We start from the raw sequence: 23,138 nt of genomic DNA, 5'->3' as shown, positions 1-23,138 counted from the left end.
AATAATGATGTTTTTTATATGATTATGATTATAGATATGAACATATGCAGTGTTCTTTTTTAATTATATACAATTAGTATGTAAATAGTGTAATATCAAAAATCAAAATGTCACATTTTACGATATTAATTATATTAATTATATTAATTAGATTAATTATCAACCTGTATTTTATAGTATTAGGTATCATCATTTTATTAATTAGTAATCACAATAATCAATACAGATAGTAAAAATAACGACCTTAAAGTCAGTAGGTAACTAAAAAAATAAGAGATTCTTTTTTAGCAATATATAGTTCGATAATGTAGATATTAAAGTTAATTTTAAGTTTAGTTTTAAAATTAGTATTTTTTAGAATTATATACGCTTATAAAATAATTAAAAATTAAAATATAAAGGTAAAATTTAGTTTTATTTAAATTTAAACACAATTAGACGATTAAATCAATATTATACGATATTATTTATTTAATCATTATTTTAAATCCATTTAAGTCAGTTATTTTTAAGACAATATTGTGATAACATTACTAATCAATACATGTCAACAGTCAATACAAGTACAAGTCAATACTTTTAATAAATTATAAACATAAACCTGTTTGTAATTAATAGGAGGGACAATTTTGTCAGCCGAAGAAATACTTAACGAATTAAAAGATAATGTAGTAAAAAGAGCCCCTGGGAATGCCGTAATTACAGATGTGGAATTTGAAGGTTCTGAAGTAGTAATTTACGCTAAAAACCCCGAACTATTTTCAAATAATTTTATAAAGGAGCTTGCCAAAGATTTTAGAAAACGTATAGCTGTAAGGCCCGACCCTTCAGTTTTACTCGAACCTGATATAGCAAAGGAAAGGATTTTAAGAATCGTTCCTGATGATGCAGAAGTTATAAACTGTATATTTGACGCTAATACCGGTGAGGTTATTATCGAGTCAAAAAAACCTGGTTTGGTAATCGGTAAAGAAGGGAGCACATTAGAGGACATTAAAAAGGAAATTCAATGGGCGCCTAAACCTGTTAGAGCACCACCTATTCCATCTGATACAATAAAGGCCATAAGGTCAACAATGTACAGAGAAAGAGCGGACGTAAAAGATATTCTTAGAAGAATAGGGAGAAGAATACATAGAGATGTTAAATTAAGAGACTATTGCTGGATTAGAACATCATTTTTAGGCGGTAGCCGTGAAGTTGGTAGAACTTGTTTATACCACCAAACACCGGAAAGCCGTATCATGGTTGATTGTGGTATTAACGTAGGTATGGACGACGAAAAAGCGTTCCCTCACTTTGATGCGCCAGAATTTTCAATTGACGAAATTGATGCTGTAGTAGTTACTCACGCTCACCTTGACCATTGTGGTTTTATCCCAGGTTTATTCAGATATGGTTACGATGGCCCTGTTTACTGTACTAAACCTACAAGAGACTTAATGACTCTTTTACAAAAGGATTACATAGATATTGCAGAAAAAGAAGGTAAACAAGTTCCATACACATCAAGAGATGTAAAAAATGCTATTAAACATACAATACCTTTAGATTATGGAGTTACTACAGATATTGCACCTGCTGTAAAACTTACTTTACACAATGCAGGTCACATATTAGGTTCCGCAATTGCACACTGTCACATTGGTGATGGATTGTACAACGTAGCGTACACCGGCGATATTAAGTTTGAAGCTTCAAGATTATTAGAGCCTGCAGTTTGCCAATTCCCAAGACTCGAAACACTTATCATGGAGTCCACATATGGTGGATACGACGACGTATTGCCTGAAAGGGATGAAACAGAAAAAGAATTACTACGCGTAATTTCTGAAACTATCGCTAGAGGCGGTAAAGTAATTCTCCCAGTATTCGGTATTGGTAGAGCTCAGGAGTTAATGCTCGTACTAGAAGAAGGTTACAACCAAGGATTATTCAACGCTCCGGTATTCTTAGATGGTATGATTTGGGAAGCTACCGCAATACACACTGCTTACCCAGAATACTTATCAAAGAACATGAGAAACAGAATTTTCCATGAAGGCGACAACCCATTCTTATCAGAGGTATTTAAGAAAGTTAAAGATACCAAAGACAGAAGAAACGTAATCGGTAGAGACGAACCATGTATTATTCTCGCTACATCAGGTATGCTTACAGGTGGGCCGAGTGTCGAATACTTTAAAACACTTGCAGATGACGAGAAAAACGCTATCGTATTCGTAGGTTACCAGAGTGAAGGTACTTTAGGTAGAAAAATCCAAAAAGGTTGGAAAGAGATACCTTTAATGGGTAAAAACGGAAAAACAAGAGCTATTAAGGTTAAATTATCTGTTCACACACTTGAAGGATTTTCAGGACACTGTGACAGAAAACAACTTATAAAATACCTTAGGAAATTAAAACCAATTCCAGATAGAATATTGACTATACATGGTGAAGCGTCTAAATGTATCGATTTAGCAAGTACTGCGTATAAATTATTCAAAAAAGAGACTAAATCACCTATGAATTTAGATTCCGTTAGGTTAAGATAATTAAATTAATAATAATTAAATTAATACTTAGTTTAATTATTTATTTTTAGTCTTGTACCTATATTTTATTTTAAATTAATTTATTTTAATTTATTTTATTTTAAATTAATTTATTTTTTCTTTCTATTCTTTTTAATTTATTTTGAAACCAATATTTTGGAAACTAATCATTTATATATTTTTTTATCCATTTTTGAATATTATAACATAATTGTTCAATAAGTTCTGAATTAATTGTACATAGTATTTATATGATAACTAAATAATATATTAATGTTGTTATGATATACATTAAAAGGTATATATTCATAACGGCATTAATATGAAGTATTACAAAGGGCAAATACAATACTACATAAAAAAATATATTAAATAAACTTTTAAATTTTTAAGTTTTTAACTAAATATTAGCTAGATACTAAGATATTTACTGGTATCTATTTCTCATTTAATTACTACCAACTATGGCGTGATGTTAGTTAATATATTAAATTATTGACTATGCCATATAAATGTAAATAGTAATATCACGAACGTAATATTTAAAATATATATGTATATAAAATAGGAATAGGGGCAATATGGGATTAGATATTAACCTGCTATCCATAATTATTATGGCAGTAATAGGAATAATCGTAATCTACGCTATGTTTTTTGAGGGTTTTATAGACCGCGTTGGCAAATTATTTTTTATATTACCAACTAATGAATCTAAAGAATACTCAAGGCAAAGGGAGATTACTCTTCAATCAACAAATAATCATCATTCTAAGCACAAAAGCGATAAAAAAAGTTATCTGATTTGTGAAAAAAAGTTATTAAATGAATTAGTTTTAGAAATAGAATACTGTAAGGAAAATGTAAGATATTACAATTCGAAAATTACTGAATGTGAGAATTCACTGGAACAAATAATCAGTGATTATCATGAACTTCAGAATATGAATTCAACTAATTCGAAAGAACTTGACAATCAAAATGAATTGTATGAATTAAAAGAATTAATGGATATAAAGACTCGAGAATTAAAAACTATGGAAAATAGTTTGAATAGCGAATTAAAAGCACTCGATGATTTAAATAAAAAAATAATAGATAATTAATTCATTAATTTTTATTATTTTTATTTATATATTTTTTATATATTTTTTATTTTTTAAACTTTAAATTTATATGATTATTTAATGAACAAATAATAAATTAAAAATAGTTAAATTAAATATTATTTTTCTAACTGGGATATTATGTAAGCCACAGTGACTCCTGCGTTATGTGCTCCTGAAACATTTTGCGCGTAAGGTGTAGGGTCAACATCACTATCAAAGCATAAAAATCGGTCTACGATACCACTTACGAACATAAATGGTGGATTACTGCATAAATAATCTTTTGCAGCCAGGTATATCAAACAATGTGTGGTTTCCAGGGAAACTCCATCGTGGCTACCGGGGTAATTCTCAAAAAAAGTCTTGGCTGTTTCTTTATCTTTAGTACTATATGAATTATAGTTTGTTACATTTACAGAGCCTAAAGCAACGTAATTTTCACTTACATATACTGGAGTTTCAACGGTTGATGGATTATTCGGTGGGCTAAGCATAAGTCCTTTATAGTTTTTAAAATCAACTTCTTCGAGTTCTCTTATATAATCATTTGAGCACGAAGGCATTATTTGACCCCAACAGTCACACTCAAATTTACTTAAAGAACCCTGTTCCCAACCATCGTGCATAAATACGTTACTTCCGATTATAACGGCACCATTGATATTATCTGTCCCAAATGGAGAATCAGATGTTACGCAAGGTCCCGCGGAAGCCGTACCTACTGCAATAACCATTTCTATGTCTAATTTCTCCCCTAAGTATTCATATTCATAGATTTGAGGAAGCAACTTCATTTTTTCTTCAGAACTTGACTGTAATTCTGAACCACTATTACTAAGCAAGTCTGAGATACACCATACTTCTATATTTCTTTTTTCAGTCTCAAAAACCATTCTCGGAATAGTTCCAGAACCTTCAAACGGTTTAGCAGACCCATAAGTCGGATAGGTAAGTAATGTAAGCGAATTTTCAACATCTAAGTCAATGATATATTTTTTATCAGTGTAGTTACACTCGTCAGTTAGATAACTATTTGTAAGAACCCAACATACCGGGTCACATTCCCAATATTTATTTACAACTACGATAACTCTTTTTTTGGAGTTTGCAGTATCATTCGTAGCATTTTTTGGCTTTTCTACCATAATTCCCCTCTCCCCTCTTTAGATTTATTTTTAAATTTTAATATTGATTTTTTACCCAATATAAGTTATGAAAATATCATTATTTAACATTAATGAATTTTAACATAGGTACATAATGAAAATAATGATATTATTTATAGCATCTAAAAAATAATAATTATTAATAGAAATAATATAAAATAACAATATTTTTGAGAGGAGCAATTATGAAAATATTGGCAGTGGGAAAAGATATAAAACCCATGGATTTTGAAACGAATCCTGAAAAAATGCAAAAAACCTTAAATGATGAATTTATTCATTTTTGGGAAGGCTACAAATCTGATTTTGTACGCGAATTTTATTTTAGAATGGATAATAAAGGAGCAGTGTTAATTTTAGAAGCCGATTCTGTAGAAGAAGCAGAACTGGAAATTAATAAGCTACCCTTGGTAAAAGAAGGCTATATAGAATTTGAATTGATACCTTTGGGGTATTTTAAGCCTTTTGAAAATTTAATTCCTAAAGAATAGTTATTTTTATTAATTTTATTAATTTTATTAATTTTCATTAATCATCTTTAATTTTATTTTGAATTTTATAAACTTGTTTTATTAAACTTAACATATATTCTAATTCTTCGTCATTTGTAAAATTATATTCATAATCTCCATTTCCAAATTTACCAATGCCTGCAACATTCCTATATAGCGATTTAATGTCATTAAGTTCCCCCATTTTCAAATTTAACCAAATTTTCAACTGAGATTTTTGTATCGTAAAATCAACAATGTTTTTATTATTCTTTTTAAATGCAATATACCATTTTTTAGGCTCTATTTGGATATCTGGTATCATTTCTTCTATTTTATCCTTAAATTTTTCATATAATTCAATGGTTTCAGGACTTCCCATACTATAGTGGTAATCCATAGTATATGTTTTCACTTCAGAGCTAACCTTTTTGATTGTTTCATTTTCCACGGCTATATTTGAAATACTATTTGTAATTCGATTACCCTTTACCTCACTGAATGATAAAGTATTATTATCAAATCGTTTAATTTCATATATTTCTATAGGTAAATCCTTGAAATTAATGGTATCCTTTTGAAATTTGTTAAACGATTGAGAAATAAAAATAACTTTAGATTGAGACCAATCAATATGTTTTCTTTTTAAGCTTGTTTCAAACTTTTCATTGAATTCTAAAATAAATTCAGCTTTATTATTTAACATTGTTGCTAAATAAGCATAACCTTGGTCTATAACACTATAATTTTGTCCTCTTTTGTATTCTATGATTACAAAAGATTTATTTTCTTCGTCGTAAGCAACCGTATCAAATCGATATTTTTCAACGGAAAATTCACTTGCAACAAATTTCAAATTTAAAAGTTCTTTTAAATTTTTTTCACATACGTCCTGCAAATCCTTTTCTAATTTAAATTCTTTCTCTTTAATCTCGGCTATTTTGTTATTATTGCTTAATTCGAATAATACCATACTAATCAGTCCTATATTTTTATTAAATTATCTATTATAACTTATGATTGTAATTTAATTATAGATTATATTTCTAAAACAAAGTATTTATTAATTTATATGTGATTTTATGTAAAAATACGCAATATGGTACTAAAATAATAGTAAACTAAAAGGATACTAAAATAAAATAATAAAATAATAAAATAATAAAATAATTTAATAATAAAATAATTTAATATGATTTTTCATTTTTTAATGCTACAATGTCTTCAATATCCGTTAATTTCCAAATGTGGGTATTATCATTTGTAATTATAGACTTTACCGGCTCCTCTGAATTCTGACCTAGTGCTTCGAGTACTATATTAGATAAACCTCTGGATATTATCATATCTACAAATTTCTTTTTAATTTCAACTTTTTTTTCAGCGTTTTCTTCCTCAACAATTTTTCCTTGAAGAGTTATAAATTTAAAACAAGACATATCGTCAGAAAATTTATCAATTTCAACAGATACATACGGATTATTTTTTAAAAGCTCTATTTTTCGCCCATATTTGGTTGAAAGGAAATACATATATTGACCATCAAATACATATAAAAACGGTGCAATGTATGGGTATTCCGAACCTGAAAAAGCGATTCTTGAAACGTGATTATTATTTACAAGAGTATCGTATTCTTCTTTATTCATTTTAGGTATTTTAAAGACCATTTTAATCCCCCTCTATTTTTGAGTATTTTTTGGTTAAATTGCCTGTAATAAAATTTTATAAATATGGCTATATATAAATTGTTAAATAACATAAGATAAGTAATACAAATAATACCTATTATAAAAAATACATATTATAAAATTATAATTAAAACTAAAGAAATAAATGATAATGGTGAATTTATGGTTGCAGAAATTGATAAAAAACAGTTAAAAGTAAAACCAATTGATAATGGAACAGTTATCGACCACATAACTAGCTCTAAGGCATTAAACGTATATCAAATATTAAATATGCCAAAAGATACAACCGTAACTTTGGCTATGAACGTTAATTCAAAAAATGGAGCTAAAGACATTTTAAAAATTGAAGGAAAGGAACTTTGTGAAGCAGAAGTTAGCAAAATAGCGTTAATATCCCCAAACGCTACTATAAATATTATAAAGGATAGTAAAGTAGTAAAAAAGTTTAAAGTTAAAGTTCCTGATAAAATTGAAGGTATACTAATCTGCACCAATCCAAACTGCATAACTAATAAGGAAAAAGTTACTGGAAAATTCAAAATAGAAGATAAAGAGAATTTAAAAATAAGGTGTAATTATTGTGAAAAATTCATCAACGAAATAAAAATAAAGAAATAATAAAAATAATAAAAATAGTATACTATAAAAATAATTAAAAATTAAACGTATGACGGTTCCTTTCTCTTTTTAGATTTCTCTAACCGCTTTTTTTGTTTTTTATGCTCTTCTGACAGGTACGAAAAAAATACGTATGCTAAAATACTAAAAGTTACTGCAGATATTAGTGTAATTACGTATTCAGTACCTCTATCCATTACTGGTATTTTATGAGCCAAATCTTTAATTAATTCTACTTTATAGTTTGAATAGGTTATATTTTTATTATTTAATATTTTTTCGTCCATACTTTCTATATTTTCAGAATTTAACATAGGTAATACAAATTTAGTAACTAATCCACAGCTTGAGTTTAAAAATAACATAGTAATAACTATGAATAAAAATAATTTTGTAATTCCTTTGTTTTTTGCTCTCTTGCTGGATTTAAAATTACGAGATAACTTCGATAAATTTAATAATTTTAATAAATTTGGCAAAATTTCCCCCATTTATAATTTAATATATTTTTAATCCTTTTATGTGGCATTTTAATTTCCCTTAATATATTATTTATTAATTTGTATATATTAATCTAAGTATGTAACTTTATCAATTTTACGAAGACTTCGAATCAGCGTTTTTTTTAAATACTTCTACTTAATATTTATATATGAATTGAAATTATTATTATGTGCAAATACTATCACTATTAATAATTACAATTAGATTACAATTAAAGCTAGAATTAAAGCTAGAATAATATACTAGTAAAGTTATTAAATCGAATTTTATTATAACTCATAAAGTTTATTATAATTTATATAAGCCATATAATGTAAATTGAGGTATACCATGTCAAAAAAAGAATTATTGCTTGGAAACTTTGCAGTAGCTCGTGGTGCGTACGAAGCAGGCGCAACTGTTGCAACAGCTTATCCTGGAACCCCGAGTACTGAAATAACCGAATATATTGCTCGATATGATGAAATAAATTCAGAATGGTCAACAAATGAGAAAGTAGCATTAGAAGTAGCCATAGGTTCATCAATAGCCGGCTCAAGGAGTATCGTTTCAATGAAACACGTTGGTTTAAACGTAGCTGCCGACCCATTTATGACCGTTACCTACACTGGAGTAAACAGCGGTCTTGTAATTGCCGTAGCTGACGACCCAAGTATGCACAGCTCTCAAAATGAGCAAGACACAAGATACTTTGGAATGGCGGGAAAATGCCCTGTTTTAGAACCTTCAAACAGCCAAGAATGTAAGGATTATACGAAAATGGCTTTTGAGATAAGTGAAAAATTTGATACTCCTGTGATTTTAAGATTAACTACAAGAATATCCCATTCTCAAAGTATTGTGTCCTTAGAAAACCGGATAACTGATGAAGAGATAATTTCAAGACCTTATGATAAAAACCCTGATAAATACATTTCTGCACCGGCAAACGCAAGAAAAAGAAGAGTTATTATCGAAGAAAGACTTGATAAACTTCAAGAATTCGCAAATAATCCTAAAAATAATCTTATAAACGTGGAATACAATGATAAAGCCATAGGTATCATAACAAGTGGTGCATCATACCAATATGCAAAGGAAGTATGTCCTAACGCTTCATTTTTTAAATTAGGAATGGTATACCCATTACCTAAGGAAGCAATAACCGAATTCGTTAATACTTGCGATAAAGTGTATGTTATTGAAGAGTTAGAACCTATTTTCGAAAAAGAAATAAAATCTTGGGGATTAAACGTTATTGGAAAAGAAATTTTCCCAACAATTGGAGAATTAAGCCCTGAAATCATAAGAAACTGTTTAAAAGAAGCTGGTGAGTTAAACTCTGAATCTTTGGTTACCTACGACGTACAAGAAGATTTACCCGTTAGACCTCCGGTATTATGCCCGGGTTGTCACCACAGGGGACCATTCTATATTTTGAAAAAGCTTAAATTAAACGTTTCTGGCGATATCGGATGTTATACATTGGGCGGCGTACCTCCCTTAAGTGCTATCGACACTACAATTTGTATGGGTGCAAGTATCGGGATGGCTCACGGCTTTGAAATGGCAAAAGGCAAAGAATTCGCGAAAAAATCCGTTGCAGTTATCGGAGATTCTACATTTTGGCACTCTGGCGTTACCGGATTAATTGATATAGTATATAACAAAGGAAATAGCACCGTTATTGTATTGGACAATTCAATAACTGCTATGACGGGTCACCAAGAAAATCCATCAACCGGTAAGACATTAAAAGGCGATATAGCCCCACAAATTGATTTTGTAGCACTTGGTAAGGCAATCGGTATTAAAAGAGTTGTAGAAGTTGATGCTTACGACTTAGAGAAACTCGAAGAAGTTATCAAAACAGAAGTAAATGCCGAAGAACCATCGCTTATAATTACAAAAAGACCTTGTATATTAATAAAAGGAATTAAATTTGAATATAAAGATTTACAAGTGAATTCTGAAAAATGTAACGGTTGCAAACTTTGTTTAAGAATCGGTTGTCCTGCAATTTCATTTAATAATGAAACTAAAAAAGCAGAAATTAATAAATCGCTTTGTGTAGGTTGCGGTTTATGCGTAGATGTTTGCAAACGTTCTGCAATTGAATTAATGGAAAAAAAGGATTAAAACTTAAAACTTAAAAATTAAAAATTAAACTACTTAAACTACTTAAAAAATTTAAAAATAAAGAATAACATAAAAAAATTTAAAAAATAAACTTAGGTGGAATTATGAATATATTAATTGCTGCTGTTGGGGGTCAGGGTGCCGTATTAGCTTCTAAAGTACTTGGGAAGTTAGCCCAAAACATCGGAAAAGATGTTAAAGTATCTGAAGTTCATGGAATGTCACAAAGAGGCGGTAGTGTAGTCGCACATGTTAAATTCGGCGATAAAATATATTCGCCTGTAGTAGAAAGAGGCTCCGCAGATATCGTTTTAGCCTTCGAATTACTTGAAGGTGCTAGATACGTTGATTATTTAAAAGAAGACGGCATATTGATATCTAATACTCAAAAAATAAATCCAATGCCTGTTATTATTGGAGCGGTTGATTATCCCGAAGATATTACGCAGAAAATGGCTGAAAAAAATATAAATACAAAATTTGTTAATGCTATGGATTTGGCAAAGGAATCAGGTAATATAAAAACAGTAAATACTGTTTTAATCGGGTTACTTGCAAAAAATAGCCCTATTTCCAAAGATGAATGGGTAAAAGCTATTAAGGAGACCGTTCCTGAAAGATTTTTAGACGTAAATTTAAAAGCTTTTGAAATGGGATATAATTTAAATTAATTATTTATTTAATTATTTCTTATTCTCCTTTTTAGTATTCTACTTTTATTTAGTTTTTTATTTAGTTTTTTATTTAGTTTTTTATTTAGTTTTTTATTTAGCTTATTTTATTTTATATCCTTATTAATCCCTTTTTTAAATTTAGAATAGCTAATATATCCATATAATTGGTGACATAAGGGATATATTGGATAACTATATAAACAATTAACTATAAACCTTTTATCGTGGGATAAAAGAAGATACATAAATGAGATTATTACGTTTGAAGATGGAAAAATAAAGACGATTAATAGGTCTAAGCGTTATTTTAAATTTTAAGTAAATCATTAAAATATGCCAAATATAATAGGTATATTAAAGTAATCTAATAAATCATTAAAATTAAATTACAATAATTTTGATTAATTATTTAAATTAACTATTAGCTTAATTACGTTAATTTATCAACTATGGTGACTAAACATTTAGATTATTTAATAATTAACAATGTCGTTGATTAAAGCAACTTTATATGGGGAGTGGCTAAACGATTAGGGGCGATTATTACAATTAAATAATGAATATTCATTATTTCGTTAAGTGGAGGGGAAAATTTGACCAAAGATTTGAGTTCTGTTAATAAAGAATTGATAGCGAACCTATCCAAATTAATGGGTAGTGAGGTCAAAGCTAAAATATACGTATACTTAAGAATGTACGGTGAAAGTACGGTAGATGATATTGCAGAAGGAACTGGTATATATCCTTCAACCGTTAGGGAATCAATATTTGAGATGTTCAACGAAGACCATGTATTTAGGAAAAAAATGGACAGGGAAGGCTTGGGTAAAAAACCGTATGTTTATTCATCAATTGACCCGGTTGACCTTGTAAAAGAAATATCTGTTGAAATAGAAGGTAAATTAAACGATTTAGCATTGATAGATAAAAAAATATCTGATAAAAAAGTTAAAGCCGTAAAGCCGATTGTTTCAATTAACGTTAAATAATTAACTATAATAGTTAACTATATTTAATTATATTTAACTATCCCAACTATTATTATTTAATTAAATATTTAATTATTGTGTTATATTTAATTTTTCGCCTTTTAATTTTTTATTTATTTTATTATTTATTTTATTATTTATTTTATTATTTATTTTATTATTTATTTTATTATTTTTTACTCGTATTTTGCCATAGTACCTAGTACTGAAGGTATTGAAGCTATCGCAGTACAAGTTTCAAGAGATAAACCTTTTTCAGTAATATCTAACTCATAATGACCCATTTTCATTACATCTTTAGGTAAACCATGCCTTCCTAAGCCGATAAACACTCCACAAGGCTTTTTTTGCAATTCTTGAAGCACTTGTTTCGGAGTTATTAACTTTTTAGCGTCTGGCTTTGAAGTTGTAGCTATTGGAGTACCAAATTGTGCTTGATACTTATTTGTTACAATGAATCGGTTATTATCAATTAAATTTCTTAAATAACTACCAGAACCGCCTATAGTAGTTTCAATCAATTTTATAACATCTTTTTCAGTATTGGTGCTTTCTAAACCTTCCAAATTTTCTATTTTATCCACTGGAAAATCGTATATCGCTAAATTCCAATCAAAAGCCGTGCAAATTGGTGCTGCCCTAGCTATTGCTCTTTTATGGGCTTCGTGCCATTTTGATTTATCGTAAGAATTGTACAATATCATCGTACATCTTTTGTAGTTTTTTTCCTTGTTTCCACTTTTATTTTTATTATTCTTAGTATACTTTTTATAATCATATTCGTAATTATATTCTTCCATAACTGCACCAATTTATTATTTATTTTTCTTACTTTTTTTGTGTTTTATATTATTACATTTTTATTTTTCTTATTACTTTTTTATTTTTCTTTTCTTAATTTTATTTTATATTATTTAAATTATTGTTATTGAGATAATATCAACGAATATACTGAAGTAATAAATTAATAAATTAATAAATTAATAAAATACAATAAATAATATATAATAAAATGATAAGTTATATTATGGGCATATCTTATTAAGATTTAAAATGGTTGATACCTATGGTGGGCATACGTATAAAACTAAAATAAAATCCTAAAAAGATATAAATGTGATAATTATGTCCGTAGAAATAATTGTTGATAAGGAAAAGTGTACTGGTTGCGAAAAGTGCTATTATGCTTGTCCTAAAGGGCCACGAATATGGAAAAAAGACAAAGACGGCAAGTTCTATGCTTTTGATATTTCAGACTGCCATAACTGTAAAATATGCGTAGGAAAATGTCCCGTAAATGCAATTACTATTAACATGAAAAAAGATGACTAAGTATATATAATTAAAATAGATATAAATTATACGATAGATAACTTCTATTATACTAGACTGTAAAAGATAAAAAAGAAAATAAAATAAATAAAATAAATAAAATACATATTAATTAATATTTTTAATTAATATACTAATTATATATCCTTAAATATTCAGATTTTAATTTTATTTTAAACTATATTCAATATGAAAACTTGTACACCTTAAACGTATTAATCCTTTAAACCAGGATATTTTATTTTTATTAAAATTATTTAAGTATAATTAATAATATTAAGTATACTTAAATATTAATATTAGAACATTTAACGTTATTGTATATTTTATTAGATTTTTACCACATTTTACAGATATTGGGTAATTTTTTAAAATTTTTAAATTTTAAAATTTTTATAATTTTATAACCCTACTATTAGATAATCTAATAACCATATTAGAAAAGATTAAATAACATTAAAAAACTTGAAATATATAGATTATATTATGGGTGTTTACAATGATAGATTTGATAAGCAATGAAGGAATACATGTTGCAATAATGGCATTTTTCATAATGCTTTTTGGAGGATTTTTGGCATATTATACCAACTTTTTAAAGGAATCTGAAAATTATGAGCTATTTGCAGGGGGATTTTTATTAGGGGCAAGCATATTTATTATGATACCAGAAGGTTATTCTAAATATTCTACATTGTACGTGTTACTGGGTATAACTCTTGTAATACTATTTGAAAAATATTTTAGAAAATTAGGGGTACATCATCAATTGCACGTTATAAATAGATTAAACAATAAAAATGCTGAAAATGCTGAAAATCCTGGAAAAGAATTAAAAAATACCAAAGATACTAATGTTAATGGACTAGGGAAATTTAAAAATAAGGTTTCAGACAAAATTATTGAAATAATAGATTATGATATAAACCATAATGAAAGTATCGGTCGTAAAGGTAATAAAAATTACAATAATAGTGTAAATAAATCATACGACGAAAAAGAACTGAAAAGCAGTAAAAATGACAGTAAAAACTATACAATCGATAACATTGGTTCAAATACTTGCTTAGATTGTGAAGAAATAAATTCAAAAATAAATAAGGAAGATTTGGCTTTAAAAACAACCGTTAAATTACCTGAAGAAATAATTCAAAAAAATATTTCCAGTCTTGAAAAAATATACGAGAATGTAGATGTTAGAATTAAATACATTTACCCTATTTCATTCTTCATTCACGCATTTATTGATGGTTTAGTAATTGCTTTAACATTTATTGGTAGTTTGGGAATGTCTTTATATCTTGCAATACTTTTGCACAAATTACCTGCAGGTTTTGCGTTATTCTCACCATTAAAGAAGTACTACGGACCGTATACATTATTGATTGGAAGCCTAGTTTCTCTTTCAACAGTATTGGGAACTTTTGCAGGGCTTTGGATATTACCCGAATTACCTGTTAAGCCTTTGATATCTTTTTCAGCAGGTGTGTTTATAGCTACGTCTATGCTTTTACTAATTAATCCAAAACACGCAAATATAAAAGGATTTTACTACATATTATTAGGTATTTTTGCAGTTGGAATTGCCGTACTACTTTAATACATTTAGTACTTTTTTATTTTATTTTTATTTATATATTATTTTATTTTAGTTTTTAGTTTTTAATTTTCAGTTTTTTATCGTATCAAAACTACCTTTGACCGTTAACTTTTTAAATAATAAGATATATTTTAAATTTAATGTTTTGGTTTATGTATATGTATCAATTAATTAATGCAAATAAACCAATCATTAAATCTAACAATAAAATAAATACCTGGAATTAAGTAAAATTAAGTAAAGAATAAATAGTTTAGGTAAATAACTTAATTAACTTAATTAACTTAAGTAACTAAATTAAATAAAATAAAAGAATAAAATAAAAGAATAAAATAAAAGAATAAAATAAAAGAATAAAAAATAAGATAAGGAAAAGGTCCAAAATGAAAAAACAAACAAATTGTACAAATTGTACAAAACCTCATGCGAGGCAAAATTGTAAAAAATCGGAGATATCCGACTAAAAGAAGAGTACAACTAAATTAAAATAATAATTAAAGTAAATAAATTGAAAATAGAATAAAATAACCTAAAATAACCTAAAATAAATATATACAAACAAAACAAAATTTAAGTTGTACTCCAAGTAAAAAGAGGGTAAGTATGTCAGAAAAGAACAACCAAGTAGGAATTAAAATCAAAAAAGTTAGAGAATTAAATAATATGTCTATTGAAGAACTTGCAAAAATTAGCGGTAACGATGTTGAATTGCTCAAAAAGATTGAAAACGGCGATTTGATACCTTCATTAAAACCTTTAATCGCGATTGCAAGAGCTTTAGGCGTTAGGTTGGGTACTTTTTTGGATGACTTGCCTGAATTAGGACCAGTTGTATCAAGATTTGGTGCATCAGAAAATGTTGTTAGATTTTCAGGAACAAAAACGTACTCCAACGACGAAGAAAGTAAATTAAACTTTTATTCGTTAGCTGCGGGTAAAATAGATAGACACATGGAACCATTTATTATCGATGTGTATCCACAAGCAAATGAAGAAATAGAATTATCTTCCCATGAAGGTGAAGAGTTTATATATGTTATGAGCGGAGAGATTGAAATTAATTACGGACAAGATGTATATGTTTTAGCAAAAGGAGATAGCATATACTACGATTCAATCGTACCTCACAATTTACACGCCAAAGACCAAAATTCAAAGATTTTAGCGGTCGTATATACACCATTGTAAATACTACATTCTTGTAGTATTGAGGAAAATTAGTAATATAAAAATATTAAAGGAATTAATATTAAAGCTGAAAATTAAAAATTAAAGCTAAAATCAGAATTTAAAAATGAATTTAAAAATAAAAAATTATTAAACTTAGTAAAATTCTTGAATTGGTGTATAATATGTACGAAATAACCGTAGAACCAAGATTTGGCGATATTGATGGGTTGCGCCACATAAACAATACAGTTGTAGCAATATGGTTTGAACAGGCACGAAATCCATTTTTCAAGATGTTCACCCCAAATTTATCAACAAAACATGAAGATTGGAAACTTATAATGGCTCACACAGACTTTGACTTTGTTAGCCAAATGGAATTGGGCAAAAACGTTCAAATAAGAAGTTACGTTAGTAAAATAGGTAATAAGTCATTTACTTTGTATCACGAAGCTTGGCAAGACGGTGTATTGTGTGTAAAAGGTAAAGCAGTAGTTGTTCATTTTGATTTTATCGAACAAAAATCAGTTCCTATACCAGAAGACATAAGAAATCAACTGATGGAACATTACATAGAACTCGATAAAAATTAAATATTATATTAATATTTTATGAATAATAATATAATAGCTAAATAACAACTAATTTGCTTTTTTACATTTTACATTTTTACATTATTAATTTTACAATCTTAATTTTACAATTTCAATCCGAATTAATTAAGCTAATTATGATGTAAATTAAAGTAAAAATTAATAATAAAAATTAAACAAACAATTAAACAATTAAAATGTGATGTTATGGTCGAAAAAACAGGAAATGTTTATTATGAAAATATGGAAACACCATTAGATTACGGAAATCTATTTACTGAAGAAACAATCGGCGAATTCTTCGAAAAAATGGTATCAAAAAACCCTGACCAAGAATTTATGGTTTATCCAGACAGAGATTTAAGATTTACTTACGGAGAATTTAACGAACGTGTTGACATGATGGCGAAAGGTCTTTTAGAGATTGGTATATCTAAAGGCGATAACGTTGGTCTTTGGGCAAGAAACGTCCCAGACTGGTTAACTTTCGTATTCGCAACCGCAAAAATTGGTGCTGTAGCGGTAACCGTTAATACGGCTTATAAAAGTCATGAACTTGATTACGTGCTTAAGCAATCCGATATGAAAGCTTTGGCAATTGTAGACCAATTTAGGGATGTAAACTATATTGAAACAGTTTACGATTTAATACCTGAATTGAAAACACAGAAGCGAGGGGAGTTAAACAGTGAAACATACCCTCATTTAAAAACTATAATGTATATAGGGCCTGAAAAACATAGAGGTATGTACAATACGCACGAAATCATGTTATTGGGTAAACACTTGCCAAATGATAAGCTTGAAGAAGCTAAAAAGCAAGTTAAAAATACCGATGTGGTAAATATCCAATATACGTCCGGAACTACAGGCTTTCCAAAAGGTGTAATGCTTACGCATAGAAATATCTTAAATAATGGATTCTATATCGGGGAAAGTATGCACTATAGCGAAAAAGATAGGCTATGCTTACCAGTTCCTTTATTCCACTGCTTTGGTATAGTTTTAGGCGTTATGGCGGTTTTAACACACGGTAGTACCCTTGTAATGCTCGAATTATTCGACCCATTACTTGCACTAGCAGCAGTCCAAAAAGAAAAATGTACATCGCTCTATGGAGTTCCTACGATGTTTATTGCAGAGTTTAACCACCCTATGTTTAAGATGTTCGACCTTAGTTCATTGAGAACGGGTATTATGGCGGGTTCAACATGTCCTACAGAGGCAATGAAAAAAGTAATCGAAGAGATGAATATGTCTGAAGTTACAATAGCTTATGGACTTACGGAAGCTTCACCGGTATTTACTCAAACTAAGGCTACAGATAGCCTTGATAAAAGAGTTAACACCGTAGGTGTGGCTCTACCACACAGTCAAGTAAAAATTGTAGACCCAGAAACAGGTGAAACACTCGGTAGAAACCAAGTAGGTGAAATCTGCTGTAAAGGTTACAACGTAATGAAAGGATACTATAACATGCCAGAAAAAACCGCTGAGGCAATCGACGAAGATGGATGGCTCCACAGTGGGGATTTAGCAACACAAGACGATGAAGGATACTATAAAATCGTTGGAAGAATAAAAGACATGATTATCAGAGGTGGAGAGAATATTTACCCTAGAGAAATCGAAGAATTTGTTCATACAATGGATGGCGTAAAAGACGTTCAAGTTGTAGGCATTCCTGATAAAAAATACGGTGAAATCGTTGGAGCATTTGTAATTCTTGAAGAAGGTGTAGATTTAACCGAAGAAGACATAAGGGACTACGCAATTACCAAAATTGCACGATATAAGGTGCCTAAATACGTCTTTATGGTTGAAGAATACCCACTTACAGCAAGTGGTAAAATTCAAAAATACAAATTATCTCAAATTGGTAAAGAATTAGTTGAAAAAAGACTAAATGAGACTAAATTGTAAAAAGACTAAAAAATAAAATATAAACTATAAAAAATAATATAAAAAATAATATAAAAAATAATATAAAAATAAATAAAATTCCTTTTCCTTATTTTTAATTTTATTTATTTAATTTATTTATCTTAGTTAATTGAATAACTGTTCTATTTTTCTTAATTTGTTATTTAATGACCCATCGGGTACCTTTTGGGTTATCTTCCAATATAATATCTAATTCTTCTAATTTATCTCTTATTTTGTCCGCCATTTCATAATTTTTATTGTCTCGTAAATCTTCCCGTAATTCAATTACTAATTTCATTAAATCGTCTACTTTTCCCGCACTAGCAAAGCTAAACTCTGCTTTTGCTATTTTATCAATACAAGCGCTACTTTCTTTTACCTCTTCTTCGTAACCATACCTTTTTAAGCAATTTAAATAACAATCAATCTTTAAATCGCCAAATATTCCAAATACTTCGCCTACGTCCCTATAAAATTCTAAAGCTTGTATTATGATAGAAGTATTCGCATTAGAATTTTTTAAATTTTCTAATTCTGCCATATATTTATTTGTAGCAGTTATTAAAGTGTTAAGAACTTTAATAGCTTCAACGGTGTTAAAATCATCGTCCATAGCATCATAAAATTTGTTTCTACAGGAATATAATATATTCATAAATTCTACGTCAGTTATTGATAGCTTATTTTTAACTTCAGAATCTTTTGAATAGTAAATTAATTTTTTAATTGAATTTTCAAATTTATCCAATGTATTTTTTACGTGTGTTAAGGATTCGTCCGAATAATCAAGAGGCGAGCGATAATGTCTTTGGATAAAGAACAATCTTAAGGTGTCTTTATTATATTTTTGTAACATATCCTTAATGGTTACAAAATTCCCAAGGCTTTTGCTCATTTTTTCGCCATTTACTCTAACAAAACCCGTATGCATCCAATATTTTACACAAGGCGCTTCAAAATAACTATCACTTTGAGCTATTTCATTTTCGTGATGAGGGAATGCCAAATCTTTCCCACCTCCGTGTATATCGAAACATTCTCCAAAATATTTTGCACTCATTACAGAGCATTCAATATGCCAACCAGGTCGTCCCTTACCCCAAGGGCTATCCCAAGCTGGTTCTACACAAATATCTCCTTCAAAAACTGGCTCGTTAAACTTCCAAAGTGCAAAATCTTCCATATTTAACTTTTCAGATGTCGCATTGCTAATTTCTTTTTCTCTTTCTTTATTATCTTTATTTTCCAATTCTTTATTATCTTTAGCTTTAGATTTTAATTTGTCTATTTTTATATTGCTAAGCCTACCATATTCCCTAAATTTCCTAACGTTGAAATAAATTCCATCCGTTGTTTTATAAGCGTAATCTTTTTTCATTAACACGCCTATAAAGTCTATTATTTCAGAGATTGATTGTGTAACCTTAGGATATACATTTGCAGGCTCTACCCCTAAAGAAAGCATATCTATTAAAAATGAATCTATATTTTCTTCAGAAATATTTTTACAATCCATTTTAAGATTTTTAGCTTTATTTATTATTTTATCGTCGATATCGGTAAAATTGATGACCAAATAAACGTTATAACCTTTATGTTCTAAATATCGTTTTATTACGTCAAAAGATACGTAGGTACGACCGTGACCTAAATGTGACGAATCGTAAACCGTAGGTCCGCAGATATACATCTTTATAGCTTTTTTATCTAATGGAATGAATTTTTCCATAGTATTTGTTAAGCTGTTGTATACGGTAATAAAATATCCCTTTTCACTTAGTACTCTATTATTAGAGTCTGAATTTTGAGATTCTCGGTGTATCATACCCTGACACCTCGTGCTTTATATCGTATTTATCGTATGACTTGTAGTTTATATGGATGTAGTTATTTTATAATTTATAGTGTGTATAATAATATGTTTGTAAAATTATATAAACCATATAATCGATTATTCCATCAATATATTTAATATCAAATTTGAAATAAAAGATATAAAATATAAATCTAAAGTTATAAAAAGATAAAAAAATAGAATAAACTATACTGTAAATTATGATATATGATTAATCAATAAATAAAAAAATAAATAAAAAAATAAAATTAAAATTAAAAAATGAAAAGGATTATACCGTTGGATGAAACTATGATTTATATTATAGGAATAGGAGCAGGAAGTAGCGATTTAATAACCCTAAAAGCACTAGATACAATAGAGAAACTAGATATTCTAGTAGGTAGCAAAAGAAGCATAGAATCGATTAAATCAATTGATTCTATCAATTCAAACGATTTAAATAATAAAGAAATAATATATTTATCCAAAAATCTTAAAGAAACTTTAAAAGAAATAGCTTTTGACGATAAATTTAAAAATAAAGATATTGGTATTCTATCTACTGGAGACCCGTGTTTTAGTGGTTTATTAAAGACTATGATAAATTTAGGCGTCGATAAAAAGGATATATCCGTTATATCAGGCATTTCTTCGATACAAGTAGCTTGCGCAAGATTAAAAATATCTTGGGATGATTACGCTATATTAACACTGCATGGTAAAGAGCATAATCAAGAATTGCTGTATAATATGGTAATAAATAATCACAGTGTAATATTTTTACCAAGTGACATAAAAAAAGACATTGAATACATGTTAAACAAAAATAATGTTAGTTTTAATCTTAAAAACGTTGATTATCACTTAAAAGATGTAAGAATTACAATTTGCGAAAATTTATCCTATCCTAATGAAAAAATAAGTACATATAAATTAGGTGAATTACTTAAAAACATAGAAAATGGCTTGGAATTCTCATATATGGCTGTTTGTATTATAACTTTTTAAAAGAAATTAAAAAAGAAATTAAATAATTATTTTTATTTATTTTTTATTTATTTTTTAGTTATTCTTTAATTATTCTTTAATATCGTTTTATTTTATTTTTGACAGATTATGATTTAGTATTTTTATTTTTATCTTTATTTTTATCTTTATTTTTATTATTTATAACTTTTTTTGAACGTTTTCATCAACTAAGCCTTCGGTTTTACCAACTAAGTAAGTCATAACCAAATCTCCTGTGATGTTGTTCATAGTTTCGAACATATCCAAAATTGGGTTCACTGCGATAGCTAATGAAACAACAATTGCGATTTGTTCTGGAGCTAATCCCATAGTACCTAAAATAATGAATAAAAGCATTAAACTTCCACCAGGAACACCGCCTGCACCAATTGAAGCTAAAACTGTTGTGATAACCATTACAAGGATTGAATCAATTGTCATTGGGATACCAAACATGTTTGCTGCGAAGAAAGCCCACATTGGCAAGTGAATACAAACTCCGTCCATGTTGATTGTAGCACCTAAAGGTAAGGTAAATGAAGCTAATTCTTCTTTTACACCCAATTCATCTCTTGCAACTTCCATTGAAACCGGTAAAGTAGCAGCACTACTTCTTGTAGCAAATGCTGTAACCATTGCTTCTTTAATTTTGTTGAATATCTTTAATGGATTTTCTCTTCCTATGAGAACCAATAATCCGGAGTATACAAATGCTATTAATCCGATAATACCGAGAACGATACCAATAACGATTTGTCCGTAGCTTCCTAATAAATCGGAACCGTAAGTTCCGAAGTTTACAATTGTCAAAGCTAAAACACCAATCGGTGCGTATTCCATAACCCAATTAACAATTTTGAACATTGAAGCGTTAACAGCTTTTGCAAAATCAATTAATGAGAATGCTCTTTTTGATTCTTCTTCATCGAGTGGTTTATCAGCCACTAATCTTGTAGCAACACCAAATAAAATTGCGAAAACAATGATAGGCAAGAAATTACCCTGAGCAAGGGAAGCAAATGGGTTTGCAAACATTCCTAATAAAATACCAATGATATCGGCGGATGGCTGAACACCAACTTGTGTAACTGAGCTTGCAACTTCTTGCGGTGTGAAACCAACACCTGGGTTAAATAACATTGCAACAAGAACACCAAATAATGATGCGAACAATGATGTCATTAAATACCATAAAATAGTTTTGATACCTACTCTTCCGAGCTTGCCAAGTGGTATACTTGCAGCACCTGAAATCAATGAGAAGAATATGATAGGTATAACAATCATTTTAAGCATGTTTACTAAAACAGTACCAAACGGTGATAAATAAGCGCTAATAACATTTATTAAATCGGGAGAGTAGAAAGATATTGCCAAACCAATAGGTAAACCAATAGCCAATGCACCCAACATTCTTGCAACTAACGGTATGCTCGTATAAGCATTTATTATTTTGTTAGACATAATGCACCTCCAAGTTATAAAATATACTTTAATATTTCATAATTATATACTTTTTGATTAATTTAATTCATTTATTAACTTTTTTAAATAAAAAGGTGAATAATAGTCTTAATATCGGCAAATAACCCTGATATAATCTTAAATAATAATATAAGAATATAAGAATATATTAGTTTTGATAATATCATATCGTAAATTATATTAATTAGTAATACTATTTCTTAATTTGTATGAATATCAATTCATAAATTCTAAAAAATTATTACTATACGTTAAAACTAAATTACTAATATAATTAAAACCAAAAA

At 28.4% G+C, this 23,138-nt stretch carries 20 protein-coding genes; 13 read left to right on the top strand and 7 right to left on the bottom strand.

Going from position 1 to position 23,138, the window contains the following annotated elements; all coding sequences use genetic code 11:
- Positions 1-629 precede the first annotated feature (629 nt).
- Together M2325_RS07825 and M2325_RS07820 are read left to right on the top strand one after the other, a co-directional pair.
- Positions 630-2,537, top strand: a complete 1,908-nt coding sequence (locus M2325_RS07825) for a beta-CASP ribonuclease aCPSF1 (RefSeq protein ID WP_259052580.1) — start codon at positions 630-632, stop codon at positions 2,535-2,537.
- Between the two features lie 581 nt (positions 2,538-3,118).
- A complete protein-coding gene (locus M2325_RS07820) occupies positions 3,119-3,643 on the top strand; it encodes a hypothetical protein (protein ID WP_259052578.1) in 525 nt (174 codons plus the stop codon).
- A gap of 119 nt (positions 3,644-3,762) precedes the next feature.
- Here M2325_RS07820 and M2325_RS07815 read toward each other — a convergent pair whose 3' ends face one another.
- A complete protein-coding gene (locus tag M2325_RS07815; RefSeq protein WP_259052576.1) occupies positions 3,763-4,791 on the bottom strand; it encodes a hypothetical protein in 1,029 nt (342 codons plus the stop codon).
- Between the two features lie 206 nt (positions 4,792-4,997).
- Here M2325_RS07815 and M2325_RS07810 point away from each other — a divergent pair, with 206 nt between their 5' ends.
- Positions 4,998-5,303 carry a hypothetical protein gene (locus tag M2325_RS07810; protein WP_209591562.1) on the top strand — a complete coding sequence of 102 codons (306 nt, stop codon included), beginning with the start codon at positions 4,998-5,000 and terminating at the stop codon, positions 5,301-5,303.
- 37 nt (positions 5,304-5,340) lie between these two features.
- Here the strand turns inward: M2325_RS07810 and M2325_RS07805 are convergent, their stop codons facing one another.
- The gene (locus M2325_RS07805; protein WP_259052574.1) at positions 5,341-6,276 is read right to left on the bottom strand and encodes a DUF5655 domain-containing protein; all 936 of its coding nucleotides are present in this window, start codon (positions 6,274-6,276) and stop codon (positions 5,341-5,343) included.
- 214 nt (positions 6,277-6,490) lie between these two features.
- On the bottom strand, positions 6,491-6,973 hold the full coding sequence (locus M2325_RS07800; protein WP_209631978.1) for a pyridoxamine 5'-phosphate oxidase family protein: 483 nt from the start codon (positions 6,971-6,973) through the stop codon (positions 6,491-6,493).
- Between the two features lie 183 nt (positions 6,974-7,156).
- Here M2325_RS07800 and pyrI point away from each other — a divergent pair, with 183 nt between their 5' ends.
- Positions 7,157-7,615 (top strand): aspartate carbamoyltransferase regulatory subunit, encoded by a 459-nt coding sequence (gene pyrI / locus M2325_RS07795; RefSeq protein WP_259052572.1) that lies wholly within the window; start codon positions 7,157-7,159, stop codon positions 7,613-7,615.
- A 41-nt stretch (positions 7,616-7,656) separates the two neighbouring features.
- Here pyrI and M2325_RS07790 read toward each other — a convergent pair whose 3' ends face one another.
- Complete coding sequence (locus tag M2325_RS07790) at positions 7,657-8,094, bottom strand: hypothetical protein (protein ID WP_209631976.1); 438 nt, start codon at positions 8,092-8,094, stop codon at positions 7,657-7,659.
- A gap of 355 nt (positions 8,095-8,449) precedes the next feature.
- Between M2325_RS07790 and iorA the strand changes: the two genes are divergently transcribed.
- The 3 genes from iorA (at position 8,450) to M2325_RS07775 (ending at position 11,900) form a co-directional block, all read left to right on the top strand.
- A complete protein-coding gene (iorA, locus tag M2325_RS07785; RefSeq protein ID WP_209631975.1) occupies positions 8,450-10,237 on the top strand; it encodes an indolepyruvate ferredoxin oxidoreductase subunit alpha in 1,788 nt (595 codons plus the stop codon).
- Between the two features lie 104 nt (positions 10,238-10,341).
- Complete coding sequence (locus M2325_RS07780) at positions 10,342-10,908, top strand: indolepyruvate oxidoreductase subunit beta (protein WP_259052570.1); 567 nt, start codon at positions 10,342-10,344, stop codon at positions 10,906-10,908.
- A 653-nt stretch (positions 10,909-11,561) separates the two neighbouring features.
- Positions 11,562-11,900 carry a helix-turn-helix domain-containing protein gene (locus M2325_RS07775; RefSeq protein ID WP_374759696.1) on the top strand — a complete coding sequence of 113 codons (339 nt, stop codon included), beginning with the start codon at positions 11,562-11,564 and terminating at the stop codon, positions 11,898-11,900.
- Between the two features lie 176 nt (positions 11,901-12,076).
- Here the strand turns inward: M2325_RS07775 and M2325_RS07770 are convergent, their stop codons facing one another.
- Positions 12,077-12,700: a DUF531 domain-containing protein gene (locus M2325_RS07770; protein ID WP_245314219.1), complete on the bottom strand. Its 624-nt coding sequence runs from the start codon at positions 12,698-12,700 to the stop codon at positions 12,077-12,079.
- 325 nt (positions 12,701-13,025) lie between these two features.
- Here M2325_RS07770 and M2325_RS07765 point away from each other — a divergent pair, with 325 nt between their 5' ends.
- From M2325_RS07765 to M2325_RS07745, 5 genes are all read left to right on the top strand, one after another.
- Positions 13,026-13,232, top strand: a complete 207-nt coding sequence (locus M2325_RS07765) for a 4Fe-4S dicluster domain-containing protein (RefSeq protein ID WP_209591570.1) — start codon at positions 13,026-13,028, stop codon at positions 13,230-13,232.
- A gap of 499 nt (positions 13,233-13,731) precedes the next feature.
- On the top strand, positions 13,732-14,832 hold the full coding sequence (locus M2325_RS07760) for a ZIP family metal transporter (protein ID WP_209591571.1): 1,101 nt from the start codon (positions 13,732-13,734) through the stop codon (positions 14,830-14,832).
- A gap of 603 nt (positions 14,833-15,435) precedes the next feature.
- Positions 15,436-16,020 carry a helix-turn-helix domain-containing protein gene (locus M2325_RS07755; protein ID WP_209591572.1) on the top strand — a complete coding sequence of 195 codons (585 nt, stop codon included), beginning with the start codon at positions 15,436-15,438 and terminating at the stop codon, positions 16,018-16,020.
- Between the two features lie 164 nt (positions 16,021-16,184).
- On the top strand, positions 16,185-16,595 hold the full coding sequence (locus M2325_RS07750) for an acyl-CoA thioesterase (protein WP_209591573.1): 411 nt from the start codon (positions 16,185-16,187) through the stop codon (positions 16,593-16,595).
- A gap of 243 nt (positions 16,596-16,838) precedes the next feature.
- Positions 16,839-18,518: an AMP-binding protein gene (locus M2325_RS07745; RefSeq protein ID WP_209591604.1), complete on the top strand. Its 1,680-nt coding sequence runs from the start codon at positions 16,839-16,841 to the stop codon at positions 18,516-18,518.
- A 160-nt stretch (positions 18,519-18,678) separates the two neighbouring features.
- Here M2325_RS07745 and cysS read toward each other — a convergent pair whose 3' ends face one another.
- The gene (gene cysS / locus M2325_RS07740) at positions 18,679-20,346 is read right to left on the bottom strand and encodes a cysteine--tRNA ligase (RefSeq protein WP_259052568.1); all 1,668 of its coding nucleotides are present in this window, start codon (positions 20,344-20,346) and stop codon (positions 18,679-18,681) included.
- A 321-nt stretch (positions 20,347-20,667) separates the two neighbouring features.
- Here cysS and M2325_RS07735 point away from each other — a divergent pair, with 321 nt between their 5' ends.
- Positions 20,668-21,366: a cobalt-precorrin-7 (C(5))-methyltransferase gene (locus tag M2325_RS07735; protein WP_259052565.1), complete on the top strand. Its 699-nt coding sequence runs from the start codon at positions 20,668-20,670 to the stop codon at positions 21,364-21,366.
- A 159-nt stretch (positions 21,367-21,525) separates the two neighbouring features.
- On the opposite strand, the gene M2325_RS07730 is transcribed toward M2325_RS07735, so the two are convergent.
- On the bottom strand, positions 21,526-22,830 hold the full coding sequence (locus tag M2325_RS07730) for a dicarboxylate/amino acid:cation symporter (RefSeq protein ID WP_259052563.1): 1,305 nt from the start codon (positions 22,828-22,830) through the stop codon (positions 21,526-21,528).
- Positions 22,831-23,138: the final 308 nt, after the last annotated feature.

It is taken from the genome of Methanococcus voltae PS, assembly GCF_024807035.1.
GTDB lineage: Archaea > AGJL01 > Methanococci > Methanococcales > Methanococcaceae > Methanococcus > Methanococcus voltae.
Note: the sequence above shows the minus strand (reverse complement) of the source record. Positions and strands in the feature narration are given on the sequence as shown.

What these genes read in the sequence shown, in the direction of transcription:
- M2325_RS07820 (WP_259052578.1), top strand. Translation starts at nt 3,119, where the DNA reads ATGGGATTAGATATTAACCTGCTATCCATAATTATTATGGCAGTAATA.
- M2325_RS07815 (WP_259052576.1), bottom strand. Translation starts at nt 4,791, where the DNA reads ATGGTAGAAAAGCCAAAAAATGCTACGAATGATACTGCAAACTCCAAA.
- M2325_RS07810 (WP_209591562.1), top strand. Translation starts at nt 4,998, where the DNA reads ATGAAAATATTGGCAGTGGGAAAAGATATAAAACCCATGGATTTTGAA.
- M2325_RS07805 (WP_259052574.1), bottom strand. Translation starts at nt 6,276, where the DNA reads ATGGTATTATTCGAATTAAGCAATAATAACAAAATAGCCGAGATTAAA.
- M2325_RS07800 (WP_209631978.1), bottom strand. Translation starts at nt 6,973, where the DNA reads ATGGTCTTTAAAATACCTAAAATGAATAAAGAAGAATACGATACTCTT.
- pyrI (WP_259052572.1), top strand. Translation starts at nt 7,157, where the DNA reads ATGGTTGCAGAAATTGATAAAAAACAGTTAAAAGTAAAACCAATTGAT.
- iorA (WP_209631975.1), top strand. Translation starts at nt 8,450, where the DNA reads ATGTCAAAAAAAGAATTATTGCTTGGAAACTTTGCAGTAGCTCGTGGT.
- M2325_RS07780 (WP_259052570.1), top strand. Translation starts at nt 10,342, where the DNA reads ATGAATATATTAATTGCTGCTGTTGGGGGTCAGGGTGCCGTATTAGCT.
- M2325_RS07775 (WP_374759696.1), top strand. Translation starts at nt 11,562, where the DNA reads ATGGGTAGTGAGGTCAAAGCTAAAATATACGTATACTTAAGAATGTAC.
- M2325_RS07770 (WP_245314219.1), bottom strand. Translation starts at nt 12,700, where the DNA reads ATGGAAGAATATAATTACGAATATGATTATAAAAAGTATACTAAGAAT.
- M2325_RS07765 (WP_209591570.1), top strand. Translation starts at nt 13,026, where the DNA reads ATGTCCGTAGAAATAATTGTTGATAAGGAAAAGTGTACTGGTTGCGAA.
- M2325_RS07760 (WP_209591571.1), top strand. Translation starts at nt 13,732, where the DNA reads ATGATAGATTTGATAAGCAATGAAGGAATACATGTTGCAATAATGGCA.
- M2325_RS07755 (WP_209591572.1), top strand. Translation starts at nt 15,436, where the DNA reads ATGTCAGAAAAGAACAACCAAGTAGGAATTAAAATCAAAAAAGTTAGA.
- M2325_RS07750 (WP_209591573.1), top strand. Translation starts at nt 16,185, where the DNA reads ATGTACGAAATAACCGTAGAACCAAGATTTGGCGATATTGATGGGTTG.
- M2325_RS07745 (WP_209591604.1), top strand. Translation starts at nt 16,839, where the DNA reads ATGGAAACACCATTAGATTACGGAAATCTATTTACTGAAGAAACAATC.
- cysS (WP_259052568.1), bottom strand. Translation starts at nt 20,346, where the DNA reads ATGATACACCGAGAATCTCAAAATTCAGACTCTAATAATAGAGTACTA.
- M2325_RS07735 (WP_259052565.1), top strand. Translation starts at nt 20,668, where the DNA reads ATGATTTATATTATAGGAATAGGAGCAGGAAGTAGCGATTTAATAACC.
- M2325_RS07730 (WP_259052563.1), bottom strand. Translation starts at nt 22,830, where the DNA reads ATGTCTAACAAAATAATAAATGCTTATACGAGCATACCGTTAGTTGCA.